Here is a 14,248-nt window from a genome sequence, read left to right as displayed (position 1 = left end):
CATGTTACCCCTAATGCGAAAATATTCATTTTGTTTTAAATGCGTGCGAAGATTAAATCTTTAAATTATGCCTCGCAACGCCCGGCACGCTTGACAGAGCATTGTGACGAAAATGTGCTATTCAAATTTTTAGAAACAATGAAAGCCGCGGGGGAATCTGTGGTTTCGCGGCACATCGCTGGATTGAATCATCAAGATTCAACGGGTTCGTTTCACGCCACCGTGCGGAGATCCACAAGAGTATATTACGCTACGTAATGCCCTCCGAGGCTGATCAGCGTAATCTACACCTCCATGGACGAGCAGATGTTTTAGATTCTGTTAGCGCTTGAACTAGTCGAGAACTGCGGCGAGGCAGAGAGAAAACCCATGAACGATGAGGCGGTCTTCTCGTAGCCAGCGGCGACGCCTCGACGCTCCTTGAGCCGAGCCCCAGAGACGCTCGACCACATTGCAGTTATTATACACACAATCGGGGCCCGGTGACGGCTGCCTCATGCCGCTGCGGCCGCCTTCGCTCCCATGCGCCAGACAGATTTGCGAAAGGCCCGACTGCTGTAGCCGCGATTGGGCACAACAAAATTGGAACATCGGGTAGCTGCTCTAGCACAGGGACGGCTTGCGGCAGTTCGTGCGCCGAGCCTGGTGTGATCTAGAAGGCGATGGCGGGATTGAATGCGTACATTCAGAACTCAACGGGCACTTGCGCAGAAGAACCGAAATTTATCTCTCAATATGCAAGAGGGGCATGAAGCAGATGGTTTCGGGCGAAAGAAAGCCCCGGGGCTACCTTAAGACGGCCGAATACATGTCGACCTGATCATCTGCCTCTGTCGTATTTGATTGCTCGATATCCACGCTGCGGCTCTGCAAAAGATGCGAGGGAATCAACAGCAGTGCGAGCAATAAGAAATAAGAAAGGTTCACCTCCATCCCGCCTCCTTTGATCCAGGTTGCGAGATAGCCAACCGATGTCCCTAGGATGAGCGGAAAGTATGCAGAAAGCTCGCCTCTTTGCATATGCCGACGGCTACGAAACATGAAAAAGCGCCATAATGCACTCGCCAGTATGCCCAGGTAGATAGCCATTCCGGTAATGCCAGTTTCAACACCGACTTCGAGAAGTGGATTATGGCTTGGCAGAACCCGTTTCGGATCTTGGTCGTCTTTCAACGACATGACATACCAATGCAGTTCTTGCGGCCCATTACCGACACCTACGCCGGACCACGGGTGATCCTGAATCAGCAACACGCTGGCTTGCCACAGGACAACTCTGCCTCCCAGATCCCCTCCTTCCTTTGTCTCGAAACGTGACTGGAGTGTTCCTAGGAGGAAAGGAGCAGCAAATAGCATGGTACACACCACTGCTGCCCCAACTGCTCCCCAGGGACGTAACGGTCTCCAGAACCAGAATGCAAGCAAGACGAGCACCAGCGAGATAGCACTTCCACGTGAGCCGCTGAGGGCCACAAGCATTATTGTGCATAAGATATAGATGACGCTCAGCAGCATGTAGATGCTACGCATGCGCCCTCGCCTGCACAAAACGGGCCAAATTACTCCGGGAAGCATCAGGATCAGGAAAGTTCCGAACTGGTTCTCATTGACCTCGAAAACCTTCAATCTCTCGCCGGATTGCACGCCGGTGAAGACGATCGTGTAGACCCCCGCAGCCACCATGATCCACCCGACGATCGCAAGAACGCGCATCAGTCCGTCAAGTGCGCTCTTAGATCTGATTTGATTACATACGAGCAGCAGGAGGATCAGCCCCATGCCATATGCCACAAGTTTCCTGCGGCTCTCGACTAGATCGGGCGCCCAGATCAACGTGACGCAAGCCCAGGCCATATAAAGGACAATAAGCCCGCACGTTCCGTTCCAGACAATCTTATCCTTCCGATGTGCGACTTGTAGAAGCCATGCACCGAGCGCTAAGGCAAGCGCCAGATTCCTGACGGGATCATAAATGTAGTCAAAGCCAAATTTGAAAGGCATCAAGCAGAGGAAGAGAGCGACATACAGGGCCGCCAATGGATGCTGGATCATCCGTAAGATCGCTACTGCTGCGAGAACGAAACCTCCTATGAACACTGGAGTGAGTGGACTCCTCCATACTAGCATTGTAGCGCCAGCCGATACTGACAACAGAAACGCTGACATGTGGAAAGCGAGACTGCCTATAGAGTATCGCTTTGAGAGAAATCGCACCATTCCAACTTCTCCTCCGTGCTTCATGGCATGTCAGATGCAGGGGACGTGAATTCACTACCTGAGAGCACGCAGGCGAAGGCTTTGAGAACTGCGTCCAGACTATGTTGCCGTCGTACGTAGTTCAGTCCACAATCCCCTAGTTTACGATTGAGCTCTTCCGTGCATGCGAGCAAGCGAACGTCACGTTGCAGATCGACACTGGTACCGCTGACAAGCCCAATCTTCTCCCGGTGAATAACTCCGCCGGGATCCACTGACAATGACACTACAGGTACCCCGACGCTCCATGCTTCGAGCATAGTATTCGGAAAGCCCTCGGCCAATGATGTATTGACCAGGACTTTGCTTTGCGAAAGGAGGTCTAGAACTTCGGGTGCGCGGCGTGGCCCTAGGTACTCAATGTTTCCGAGACTTCGTATTCTCCCTTCTAAAGCTCTGTTGTATTCTACGCTTAGATCCGAGAAAAACCCCCCAACTATTGCAAAACGAAGATCGGGGTTAGCCTGAGCCAGTGCCAGAAATTCCTCGACCTGCTTTTCTGGGCGCATTGTGGCGATCCATATGCCGTCATAGATCGTCTTTTCATAGACACGAGGAGCTTCATGGAACGAGCGTACTAAATTGGGAACGTGAACCAATCGCTTCTGCAAGTGTTCGCTGACGAGTGACAGCTGTCCTCCATGCTGAATAGCAATGACATCAGCACTCCGCAATCCGAGTGCATAGGCGGCTCCATGAAACCATGTATTGGGAACATCACGATAGACCTGCCACGGATTGCAATGACGATCGTCAGCAATAGCATACAGAAATTTTGTGTGCTGACGGTACTTAGCAAACAGGCCCATCATCCAGAGAAAGTCACTTGGCAGCCGAGCATAAAGAAGGTCGGGCGATAGGGAGTCAAGCACCTGCCAAAACCTCATTACGCTCGACGGACGCCGCCACAAAGGAGCTGCATTGATGCAGGTGACATCAGCTACTTTCTGCTGTTCAGCTCGCCCCTGCCCTTCTCCGTAAATCAGGCTGGTATCATGACCCAAATGCACCAGAGTTGCCGCAAGATAGGCAATCTGCGCTTCGGCTCCACCTGTGGAACGTGTGTCGCCAGAGAGTACCTCAAGTGACTTGTATCCTGGAGAAAAGAAGCAACACCGCACTAATTGTTCCTCAGCGCCCTATCGCGAAGGCATCCGCTCTCACCCTACCGTCCAAGATATCTGTACACGGGGGCCGGTGTGGGGGAATTGCGCTCATCGGGTAGAGCAGAGGAGGTAGTCCAAAATCGAGTAGCTGAAATCTGTTCGGTAGCTGATCTAATGCTGTTCAGGAGCGGGCATGTGCATGCAATCGATAAAAAGGTGATATAATCAAACTAAGTCTCCAATCAGGAAGCGCTACCTTTGTTGTGCTGAAAACTCAAAAGTGATCTGCGACGGAGAAATTCTGCACTTTTCCTAGGCTGAAGCGTACAATTTCTTAGCGCACGCAGGGTGAGGATTTGGCACTTACAAGTGCTACGCCACAATGACTGTCAAAGAGAAAATTGGCTACTAGGATTGGCTCTATAGGTCGATACATGAGCTATTCGCACTTGGTCCAGGGGCCTGCACTTCTGCCATGAAGCACACTACGCAAAGCAAGCTGAAATCAGAAAACACGGTCTCCTCCGATACCGTTGATGTGACCAGCTCACCGTCAAAACTACCGAGCCAAGACAGTGCTAAAAGTCGCTTTATCGTGAATGTCAGCACGAATGTGGCTTCTGTGGTCGTGAGCACATTGCTGATGCTTTGGTATGTCCCCTTTCTGATGCGCAATCTCGGTGCTGCTGCGTATGGAATGATCCTACTGGCTAACTCCTTGGTGATTTACGCTTCGATTGTTTCCGCCAGCCTTGATGTTTCAATTAGTCGCTTCCTCGCAATAGACTTAAATCAAGGCAAACAGGAAGACGCAAATCGAACGTTCAATACAGCACTTGCACTTTCCATAACCGCCTGTGCCGCCCTCCTAATTCCAGCTGCAGCCTTAACATATTATTATCCGGCACTGTTCGATATTCCGCCCGGGATGGAGCTGGAGACACAGTTTCTGTTCGCCAGTATTGTCATTACACTTCTTTTTTCCGTGGTAAGTGGCAATTTCGGGGTCTCCAGCCTCATCAAGCATCGTTTTGATCTCCGTAATATCGTACTCCTAACCTCTCAGCTGACGAGAACAGGCATTGTTGTTCTCTGTTTTAGCATGCTTTCCCCAAGCCTCTGGTGGGTAGCGGTCGCCTTCATTATTTCCGCATGCGTGAACCTAGTCGGAGACGTTATCATCTGGAAAGCATTGACGCCGCAGCTCAGTATCAACCCCTACAAGGTTGATCGATGCAAGGTTCAAGCACTGCTTGGATTGGGCGGGTGGGCGTCTGTCAATCAGATCGGAAATATGCTGCTGTGGCAGATCGATCTTCTCGTGATCAATACTTTCTTTGGCGCCGAAATGACCGGCCGCTACGGATCGGTCATGCTTTTTGTCACTTTGATCCTGACAATGACTGAAACCCTTGTATCAGTCCTCAGTCCAGCGATCATGGCCCGTTATGCGGTGAGTGATATAGAGGGATTGAAACGGATCGCCATCCGCTCAGTCAAGCTTCTAGGACTTGGGCTAGCGCTGCCAGTGGGACTATTGTGCGGATTGGGGCGCCCGCTCCTGACGCTCTGGCTTGGACCCGAGTTCGCCGACCTTGATCTAATCTTGATTCTGCTCGTTGGCCATCTATCGGTGAATTTGGCTGTTCGGCCCCTGGTTTATGTTCTGACCGCATATAACCGCGTCAAGGTACAAGCGCTTCTTGCGCTAGGCCTCGGCGTTGGCAATCTAGCCTTGGCGGTGTCGCTCGCCTATTGGGGGGGATGGGGAGCAGCTGGAGTTGCTGCCGCCTCTGCAATCGTATGGACGGTCAGGAATGTCTTGCTACTATCAAGCTACAGTGCGAGCGTAATGGGGCTTAAGTGGTGGGCATTCTTTGTGCCACTTACCTTTGGTATGCTTGGTACATTAGGCATCACGGTCGTCGGCAGGCTGGCGTCGGAGTTCTGGTGGCCAGGGACCTGGTTAGAACTCGGCATGCTAGCGTTCACGATTGCAGCATCCTATGGAGTGATATCGATCATCATATTCCTTAATCGAGATGATCGTACGATGCTGTGGGGGCTGCTCCCGCGAAGGCTCCATGATTAGCCGATGCCGTTCAGACTTGTGCTTGACACTCATTATGATCCGGCTTCAGTGCTAGGTCGATGGCGAGAAGCGATCTGAGTCTCACTACTGGTCTAGCCAGAGCTGCCCTAGCCTGTAATCTATCCTGTCATCAGTGAACTTCCCGGTTCCCGAATCCGGATAGAAGGTCATCTCCCCGAAGAGAGGGCGCTGGTTGATTTCATAAAAATCAACGCGCACAAATTCTAATCCGGCCGCAAGTTTCTCCGCTCCTTGTATCATAGCATCGAGAGTTGCAGGTCGTTCAATCGCAGAAGGCTCAATCGGGTATGCATAGCCAAAGGGCTGCTTGATCCAGTCGCGAGAATAGAAGCAACGTTTATGTTCGGTTGCCCGGCCGGTATCCACTTGAATGAGTTGGACGCGACCGTGGAAGGTCCATAGTTTGTAATCAATTGGCAAAACGCTGAGTTCGCCAAGGTAAGGCTCAACAAGCAACTGGGGCTTGATCTCGCTGTAATGCCACTCGCCCAAGCGGTGTCCATAGGTCTCTTGGAGCCAAGTTTTTGCAAGCTCTTCCAGATAATCCCAACTCAGGTCACTCTCGGACCGAATAAATGCATTCTCCCCGCTCGCGTGGTTAGCCTTTAGCACAAACGGAAGCGGCCATGAACGCTCCTCCCGAGGCGGAAGCTCCGGTCCATGCCATAGCGTCGGGATAATCCATTCTGCGCCAAGCATCTGTCTAACGTAGTCCTTGACAATCACCTTATCGGCGAACTTCGGTAAGCGACGATCTCGCTCATATACCTTTCGGTTCTGAACCACTTCAGTGAATTTTCTCGGAGAGCTGAGGTGTGGAAATGAGCCATGCTCTCTGAAGTACAACACTCCCACCCGCACACCTATCGGCATTCGATCAATGATCCTATGATAAGTTGCCTTTATCATTGTCCCTCCCGATGATTGCGACTGAACGAAAGCAGCATGCCGGATCGCGAGTTCTAAGGTCTGGAAAGCATTGGCCTGTAAGTGATAGCAACTCTTTTTGGCAATGCACCACTAAATCCGCTGTATCGACAGTTGATCCATAGAGGTGCTGCCGGGAGCAAGCGAATGATGTTGCTTCGCTGCGGTCGCTTTAGCAACTCGGCGCGCGGGAGAACTTCTTGGATGTACGCGGACGTCACTTATGCCGAATGCCCAACATCTAGAACGACGGGTTAAGGCTTAATTCCCCGGCACGGGGTATGACCAACCGATTTTCATCTTTACCTCAACTACATCTCCAGCTTCGATCTCGGTTTCTTCCGTTGCCGCAATTTTGGTCTGAGCCCCACCGGCATGTGAACGGAATATAGAAACTTCCAGGTTGCTACTGTCCGCGCTGTCGAGTTGCACGCTGACATCATTGGACATTGAAAGCTGCTCACTTACAGCCTTGAACCTCGCTTGCGCCACGCTTAGTGCGGCTGTCGCCACTTGCAACTCATCAGGTATCTTCGCCTTCTGTTCGTCCGCCTTTTCCAGTCGCCACAGTAGTTCTTCGCGTGTCTGACGGGCCAGAGCGAGCCGTCCGGCAGTATCCCGCTCCCTAATCTTAAACAAGACCGCGGCTTGCTGCTCATCCGTCACACGGGAGGTGGGTGCCAGTCCCTTCCGGTTGAGCTCCATGACTCTTTGGTACTCCTCCACTGCTATCTTTGTTGCTTCTTCATCGGCCGCCTGCCCGCGCTCGAGAGCTGCTACCTGTGCATCGACGAGCTTGATAGCGGTGACCACGTATTGCCGTTCTTTTACCCTTTCGGTCTGACGTGACTTGAGGCGCTCTCTCTCAAGAGAAATAATCTCTGCAACATCGGGACGCGTCAGCAGTTTTGGATCAAAGCCCTTTAGCTCAATATCGGTCTTTCCGGCCAACTCTGCTTGAAGGCCTGCGACCTTGACCTTGTACCTCATGAGGTCGCCCAAGTATTCCGCGTGACGGCCGCGAAGCTCTGCACTTGCACCTGGTGATATGACGCCGCTGGCCCCATTGCCAATACCGCCAGCAAGAGCAATGGCATGGCGCACTGTGATCCTGGGTCGATACGGATAGGCCCCAGCCTTCGGAACGCTTCCATAAATGTAGAATGGGCGATACTCAAGAAGATCAATGGTGATATCCGCCAGCCGGACAGCATCGCTGGCGGCCAGAAGCTCCCTCACCTTCGTTCGAAGATCCGGCAGAGTCATTCCTGCGACATGAATTTCGCCTACAAGGGGGACCCATATATTACCGTCAGCATCTACGGTGATTCGATGGCGTAGATCATCTCTTCGAAAGACAGAAACCTCGATGACGTCGCCACTGTCAACTCGATACGGAGCGCCCTCGCTTTGCATTGTGGATGTGAGAAGAAAGAGCGCGATCAAGAACACACGGAGTAGCTTGTACCCCAGCGTATTTTCATCAGCTTCCACTGGGTTCAGAGCAGTCCTACTTCCGAGTAAACCACTAGTGAGATGCAGAGATATTCGTATTGAAGTGAGCATGCATTCCTCATTTTCATACGAAGGTTAGAACGGTGATGAAATCCGAATCTTTGACCGAATGAAGTTGATGAATGCTGGATTGGATGTCGGTTGGGTTTGCCCATCCAGCGCGTACGGTGAATATCGTCAGAGTGGAGCAGTTCGCTAACATCAAAGGATCAGCGCTAATCTTAACGGCTTGTGCATCGAGAATAACTAAGTCAAAAATCTCTTCAAGTTTGAGGAGCGCGCTCCGCAGTCTATTTGGTTGGAACAGCCATTCGGACGCGATATCTCTTATATCTCCACTCGTCATGATTGCGCACGACGACTTGGGATCCTCTTGGATGATCCTTCTCTCGTCACAGATCCCCGTGAGAAGGTCAACGAAGCCGATTTCGTTGTGCAGGCCGAGGAGGTTATGCAAATTTGGATTGTGTATGTCACAATCGATGAGCAGTACTCTCGCTCCACCACGAGCTGCCGTGCGAGCCAGAGATAAGGCCAAGGTTGTCTTCCCCTCGCTCTGTTCAGTCGATGTAACCAGCAGGGATCCTAATTGCGGTTTTCCTTCCGCTAAGAGCTGAAGGTTGAAGTACAGCCTCCGAATTGCATCCGAATAGGCAGACGTTCGCCGTTCGACTATTTCGTCGACTGGATCCTTGCCGCCAAGAAATCCTATTGTTCTGATGGCTGGAATTGACGCGAGATTAGGTACTCCTGAGAGCTTTTCAATTTCCTCTTCTGTTTGCACACGACGTGTGTGCGTGTCACGCACGTAAGCGATTCCAAGGGCCAAGCTAAAACTTGCGAGAATAGCCCCGAGCATCCCAACGAACTTATCGAGCGGAAGGCCCGTTCGGGCCGTCGCATCTGGCATAGGTGCCAAAGAGCCTATCCGGGCATCAGGCGTGACTGCATAGCGCTGCTGCGATAAGCCCTGCAGGCGCAGCAGCGTATCTTGGTAGAGTTGTCGAAGACCGATTTGAATCTCAGAGCGCTTAAGTTCCCGATCTAATTGTTCCAACTGACGAGACAAGGTGCGCTCAGCACGCTCTATTCCTCGCAGTTTGGGAGCCATCTGCTCTTCCAGATATGCTTCTGCATAAGCGTTTGCGATTTGGGCAGCGCGTTTCGGGCTAAGCGCATATGCTTTTATTGAGATGATATCTGACAACCCTAAGCGTCTAATTTCTGTGTTCGAAATGAGATTCCGGAGTGCTACGGTAGCCTCGTTAGACACTGCATCAGATGCCTCGTCACCGATGATGTTCTGCTCTGCTGCAGGCGACATGGAAGATGGGGCTGTCGCCGACTGAGCATGCTCACCTTCGACTGGTTCAACAGGAAACATAGCCTGAATGGCTGAGATAAGCTTTGAGAGCTGTCCTGGAGGCGGAACGAATTCGGGATCCTCCATCAATCTTAACCTCTGCACAACGCGAAGAGCCACATTGCTGGATTTTAGAAGTTCTACTTCTCCGTCTGGGTTTAGCGGAGGCAAGTTACTTTGCCTTTGCGCGCTGTTGTCCAACGGACGCATATCTCTCTGGTCGAGTATCACCGATGATGTTGCCGTGTAGTATGTCTTCATTCTGCTGACGCCGATTCCGGCTATGCCTGAGGTCAAGAGAATAATCGAAACGATCAACACAGTATGGCGACGAAACAATCCTCTGAGGTTTGAGAGCGTTGCGGCGAGAATTGGCTCTTCGACCGATACTCTTTTCCGCCTCTGCCACTGCCTACCCGAACGGACTTGGCTGGAGTGATTTTTAGAAGAAAACTTCTGGAACTGTGTGTTGGCGCCGCCAACGTCGCAATCCGGTTCTAGAGCGGATTGATGGGCAGGTCCGTCCTTGAAGATTAGGTTACTCTTCATCTCATTCACAGCCCGACGTTTGATCCACGGCCCTTCTCATTCTAGTTATCTCTGCAGGGTTGTAGCTTCTTCAGTACCTCACCCTGCCCCGGCCCAGAGTATGGCGAGAAGCTATTCTCTGTCGTTCTTGCTCGAGTTTCGGCGGCGACGAAACACGGCTCTCCCATGGCTCGAAGCATGCCTTCAGTCCGAGATCTGCACACTTCGAACCAGGCTGTTCATCTTTTCACCGGTTGACGCGAAGTTCATTAACTCGTCTGGAGTATCACAGGGGGCAAATGGGTTGCTTTGAAGCGCAGCTTGCCCAAACTACCCGACACAGGGTGTCTCGAACGCTCTTCACCGCTCCGCTTGATCTTAGTCCATTAGGCAGCAGCCACCTAAAGGCAGCAGGAGCACAATCCGGAAATACGCGATATCAGCCGCCCTGCGTACAATGCTCAGCTTCTAGAGCAGTGGGCGTTCAGACGAATCCATCACCGACCGCGGTGAGATAGTTGCGGCGCGCGGTGGGTGATGAAGGTCTGGCTCAGCCAATGATTAGCTGACACCCTGACGTACTAGAGACGCTGCCCTTTAGGACAGCGGTCGCGCAAGTGCGTCGTCCTGGTCGAGGTGCCGGTCTCAGTGAGACCCGAAGTGCCATGAGGCGATGCAGGAACCGATGCAACTCCTGCTGCATGCACGCTTGGCGCACCTCTGAGCGCCCTTATTCGCCGGCCAGCAGCTCGGTCGCGAGCTGCGGTATGGTGAGGTCGCCCTTCCTGGTCACGGGGCGGATGAAGAATTCGCGATAGGGATCGAGGTAGGAGGAGCGCCAGCCCCCCCCCGGATCGGGCGCCAAGCTAGCGGTAGCCCGATAAGCTGTCATGAGCCGGACCAAATGCGACCGAGACCTCAAACTTCCGGGCTGCCTCATGGCAGGAGTGGGCCTGCCTCAACAAAGCGCGCCACTCGGCGCCGTGAATCCAGCAAGTAGGGCTTGGTCATTGCTTACCCATCCTGGGATGAGGGCTGCTCAGGGACTGCTTCAGCTAGGAGAAGTGAGTCACGAAGCAGCTAGGCCGGATAGCTCCACGAATCCCTCAGAACTACCGTTGCTCTAACATTACAAATCGTCACGTCAGGGCTACTTCTCAAAAGCAATCAGGGAGCACCTTTGAGCATGCGAGCTAATAGGAGCCAAACTGCATAATTAGCGCCAGCCAATTGCTTGAAGAACGAAGCTCGCGAGAGCCGATGAACATCGTCAGAGCTTGCTGAGCTGCCATGCCGGGAGGGATACTGTGGCGACTGGTTATAAAATTCCTGGCAACGAAGTTACCAAGAACGGTGAGTTTAGCTTTCTTCAAGCAACCACTCAAAGGCCACTGCAGCTAGTAGCCGGTTTTTCCCTGGCGACTCTAATTGGCTTGGTTGGTGCCGGAGCTCTCGCTGCTATCTTGCGACATACTCTCGAGACCAATCAGGCTGGGGTTGGTCTATCGGCAGTCATGATAGCGGCTATTACCGCATCTCTTTTTGGGACAGCGACAATCGCAGCACTATCAGAGGTTCGCTCTTATTCGCGCCTGCTGCTGCCCTTTAATTTTAGCTTCCTTGTTCACTACGTCTGGTTCGCCTTTGCGGCGAGCCTTCATCAAAATATCACGCTCTCACTATTACCTTTCTCATTTATTGCTGTACTCACTTGTAGTCTGTTCATCGATCTCCTGTGTAGGCTCGCACGACCTGAACGAGTCGCAGCTGTTGCATATGGCATGTCGCCTGAGCATCTAAATCGCCTAGGCCGAGGCGTCGATATCGTGACTGGTCCAGCGATATTCTCTGCGCAGCAATATGACGTCCTTCTAATCGACTTCGCTGTTCCGCTACCACCTGAATGGTCGCGCTTTGTTTCTTCAGCCGCGCTCACGGGGTGTGAAGTCCGTCATATATCAAACTACGTCGTTCAGAGAACGGCCTCCCTATTGCCGACGGACGTTGAACCGGACCTCACACTTCAAAGACGTTATAGGAGCAGCGGCTACATCGCCTTTAAACGGTTCATAGACATTACAATTATCTTGCTGATGGCTCCTATTATCACTCCAATAATTGCTCTGGCCGCGACAGCAGTTCTCATTAGCATGGGACGGCCAATAATCTTTGTTCAGGATCGCATAGGTAAAGGCGGGAATGTGTTCCGAATGTATAAGCTCCGCACAATGTGCGCTCAGTGTCCGGGACAAAATCAGAGCGCAACGGAGAAGGGAGACCTGAGGGTCACTCCGTTAGGCAAGGTTCTGAGACGCTTCAGGATCGACGAACTGCCACAACTCCTCAATGTTTTGAAAGGTGACATGAGCCTGATTGGCCCTCGCCCAGAACAGCCGCAGTTAGTTGCCAAATATAGGCAAGTGATACCCTACTATGACCTACGGCACGAGGTTCAACCCGGGCTCTCCGGTTGGGCTCAAGTAAATTATGGCTATGCTTCAACGCTCGAAGAAACGCAGGCCAAGACTAGTTACGATCTCTTCTACATCAAAGAGTTTGGACCTGCCCTTGATATCGAGATTGCAATTGCAACGATCTGGGTTGTCGTGAGAGGCTGGAACGCACGATGATATGCATCTCGTATCCACCGCCATCCATGCGGAATTACCTCCCTTGTATAGACACTTCTGATCGTACCAGAATCTAACATAGGCATTTAGGTGAGTTGAGCCCATCTGGGCTGGAAAGGCGCAATCGCCGATGAGAATTGTTTACCTTCACCAATACTTCTTTACACGGAGCATGGTTGGTATCGCGGGGAACAGATCTTATGAATTTGCGCGGCGGCTTGTAGCAATGGGCCACCAAGTAGACATGGTGACGTCTTACACCTATGACCAAGGACACGCACACCTGGACTGGTTTGAAACCGAAGAAGACGGTATTCGCGTTCACTGGTTGCCAGTTCCATACTCCAACAAGATGGACTTCAAGAAGAGGGTTAAGGCGTTCTTTCGCTTTGCAATCAGGGCATCACGAAAGGCGGTAGAGATCGAGGCGGACGTAGTAATTGCTACAAGCGGCCCTTTAACAATCGCAGTCCCTGGAATCTTCGCGTCGTGGTATCGAAACATTCCATTTGTGTTTGAGGTGCGCGACCTATGGCCGGAAGGGGCAATTCAACTAAACGTCTTAACAAACCCGATGGCGAAGTGGCTTGCGCGGCGTCTAGAGCGGTTTGCCTACGCCCGGTCTCGTCATATCGTGGCTCTGTCGCCTGGAATGCGCGACGGAATAGCAGGCACTGGCGTATCTGCATCAAAGGTTACAATCATACCCAATGCAGCAGATATTGATCTGTTTCAACCGGATGCGGATGGAAGTGAAGTAAGGGAAAAGTATGGCCTCAACAGCTACTTTACACTGGCATACTTTGGGACAATGGGCCTAGCGAATGGTCTGAACTTTGTCTTAGACGCTGCAGCTGAATTAAAGGCTCGAGAAGTCACTGACATCCGGTTCCTTCTACATGGTGATGGAATGGAGCGCCCATATCTGGAGAAGCGAGCAAGGGACGAAGGACTGGACAATGTACTATTTACCGGCCCAACACCAAAAGATGAGATGGCAAAGTTCCTAGCCGGGGTCGACGTTTGTATGACTATATTTAAAAATGCCCCCGTCCTGCAGACCTCTTCACCTAACAAGATGTTCGATGCGCTGGCTGCCGGCAAGCCAGTGCTTACGAATATGCCAGGTTGGCTCGAGAGTATTGCGGTGAGAGATAAAACGGGCGTCTTTATAAAACCGGATGACCCAATTGATTTCGCCGATAAAGTCATCTGGATGCGGGATCATCCTGATGCTCTCAGGGAATTTGGAAAGAATGCACGTCGCATAGCCGAAGAGCGGTTTTCACGTGATGTTCTGGCGCGACAACTGGAATGTGTGCTTCTGAGCACTCAGTTTTCTAATGCCAATTCCGCTGTAAAGAAAGTTGAATCTGTCGGAGAGAGAGATCTGGCCTAAGCGAAATACGAGTTGCCTTGACTTCTCTAGGATTTGTTAAATTGGGGCCAAGGATACTGCTTTCGGCTCCAAGCAGCGGATACAAGATCAGGAACTGCTAGGGATCATTGCACTATTTCTACTGGGGTCAGAGGAAGCTATGTAGACCATGTTTCAGGAGTAGGAATGGTGAGTAAGTTCCACTACTACGTTTTAGCTCTGGGCGGCCTAGCAGTATTGAGTTTTATCCTCTACGATTCTCAGTCGAGCACCTCTGGAAGTATTCACCCTGGGACGCAAGCGACACTTACATCTCGGATAGGGCCGAATGCTCGCGTTCAGGAAACCTCCGGATTGTATAAAGATGAGCGCTCATCAAATGAGGAAATGGATCTGAGCTTGCTGCCAATGACTAATCGCAACCTCTCGGAA

General features: G+C 51.8%; 10 protein-coding genes and 1 pseudogene. 4 read left to right on the top strand and 7 right to left on the bottom strand.

Going from position 1 to position 14,248, the window contains the following annotated elements; all coding sequences use genetic code 11:
• Positions 1–333: 333 nt before the first annotated feature.
• The 3 genes and pseudogenes from JAO75_RS25135 to JAO75_RS25430 form a co-directional block, all read right to left on the bottom strand.
• Positions 334–652 (bottom strand): annotated as a pseudogene (locus tag JAO75_RS25135) (transposase); the annotation flags it as partial.
• Between the two features lie 134 nt (positions 653–786).
• On the bottom strand, positions 787–2,052 hold the full coding sequence (locus JAO75_RS24475; protein ID WP_199051818.1) for an O-antigen ligase family protein: 1,266 nt from the start codon (positions 2,050–2,052) through the stop codon (positions 787–789).
• A 185-nt stretch (positions 2,053–2,237) separates the two neighbouring features.
• Positions 2,238–3,377 (bottom strand): glycosyltransferase, encoded by a 1,140-nt coding sequence (locus JAO75_RS25430; protein WP_199051817.1) that lies wholly within the window; start codon positions 3,375–3,377, stop codon positions 2,238–2,240.
• Between the two features lie 460 nt (positions 3,378–3,837).
• Here JAO75_RS25430 and JAO75_RS24465 point away from each other — a divergent pair, with 460 nt between their 5' ends.
• On the top strand, positions 3,838–5,454 hold the full coding sequence (locus tag JAO75_RS24465) for a lipopolysaccharide biosynthesis protein (protein WP_199051816.1): 1,617 nt from the start codon (positions 3,838–3,840) through the stop codon (positions 5,452–5,454).
• A gap of 84 nt (positions 5,455–5,538) precedes the next feature.
• On the opposite strand, the gene JAO75_RS24460 is transcribed toward JAO75_RS24465, so the two are convergent.
• From JAO75_RS24460 to JAO75_RS24445, 4 genes are all read right to left on the bottom strand, one after another.
• Positions 5,539–6,384, bottom strand: coding sequence for an ATP-grasp fold amidoligase family protein (locus JAO75_RS24460; RefSeq protein WP_199051815.1), 846 nt, complete (start codon positions 6,382–6,384; stop codon positions 5,539–5,541).
• Positions 6,385–6,663: 279 nt separating this feature from the next.
• Positions 6,664–7,968 (bottom strand): polysaccharide biosynthesis/export family protein, encoded by a 1,305-nt coding sequence (locus JAO75_RS24455; RefSeq protein WP_199051814.1) that lies wholly within the window; start codon positions 7,966–7,968, stop codon positions 6,664–6,666.
• Positions 7,969–7,981: 13 nt separating this feature from the next.
• Positions 7,982–9,829, bottom strand: a complete 1,848-nt coding sequence (locus JAO75_RS24450) for a polysaccharide biosynthesis tyrosine autokinase (RefSeq protein ID WP_199051813.1) — start codon at positions 9,827–9,829, stop codon at positions 7,982–7,984.
• 709 nt (positions 9,830–10,538) lie between these two features.
• Positions 10,539–10,700: a hypothetical protein gene (locus tag JAO75_RS24445; protein ID WP_199051812.1), complete on the bottom strand. Its 162-nt coding sequence runs from the start codon at positions 10,698–10,700 to the stop codon at positions 10,539–10,541.
• 415 nt (positions 10,701–11,115) lie between these two features.
• Between JAO75_RS24445 and JAO75_RS25425 the strand changes: the two genes are divergently transcribed.
• The 3 genes from JAO75_RS25425 to JAO75_RS24710 all read left to right on the top strand — a co-directional run.
• On the top strand, positions 11,116–12,438 hold the full coding sequence (locus tag JAO75_RS25425; RefSeq protein WP_199051811.1) for a sugar transferase: 1,323 nt from the start codon (positions 11,116–11,118) through the stop codon (positions 12,436–12,438).
• Positions 12,439–12,568: 130 nt separating this feature from the next.
• Positions 12,569–13,837, top strand: a complete 1,269-nt coding sequence (locus JAO75_RS24435) for a glycosyltransferase family 4 protein (RefSeq protein ID WP_199051810.1) — start codon at positions 12,569–12,571, stop codon at positions 13,835–13,837.
• Between the two features lie 165 nt (positions 13,838–14,002).
• Positions 14,003–14,248, top strand: a 246-nt coding sequence (locus tag JAO75_RS24710; RefSeq protein ID WP_210340389.1) for a hypothetical protein, incomplete at its 3' end; no start/stop codon positions are given.

Source organism: Microvirga splendida (assembly GCF_016427565.1).
GTDB lineage: Bacteria > Pseudomonadota > Alphaproteobacteria > Rhizobiales > Beijerinckiaceae > Microvirga > Microvirga splendida.
This window is presented reverse-complemented; position numbering and strand designations above follow the sequence as displayed.

Coding starts and splice junctions, on each gene's coding strand:
- JAO75_RS24475 (WP_199051818.1), bottom strand. CDS start 2,052: ATGATCCAGCATCCATTGGCGGCCCTGTATGTCGCTCTCTTCCTCTGC.
- JAO75_RS24465 (WP_199051816.1), top strand. CDS start 3,838: ATGAAGCACACTACGCAAAGCAAGCTGAAATCAGAAAACACGGTCTCC.
- JAO75_RS24460 (WP_199051815.1), bottom strand. CDS start 6,384: ATGATAAAGGCAACTTATCATAGGATCATTGATCGAATGCCGATAGGT.
- JAO75_RS24455 (WP_199051814.1), bottom strand. CDS start 7,968: ATGCTCACTTCAATACGAATATCTCTGCATCTCACTAGTGGTTTACTC.
- JAO75_RS24450 (WP_199051813.1), bottom strand. CDS start 9,829: ATGAAGAGTAACCTAATCTTCAAGGACGGACCTGCCCATCAATCCGCT.
- JAO75_RS24445 (WP_199051812.1), bottom strand. CDS start 10,700: ATGACAGCTTATCGGGCTACCGCTAGCTTGGCGCCCGATCCGGGGGGG.
- JAO75_RS24435 (WP_199051810.1), top strand. CDS start 12,569: ATGAGAATTGTTTACCTTCACCAATACTTCTTTACACGGAGCATGGTT.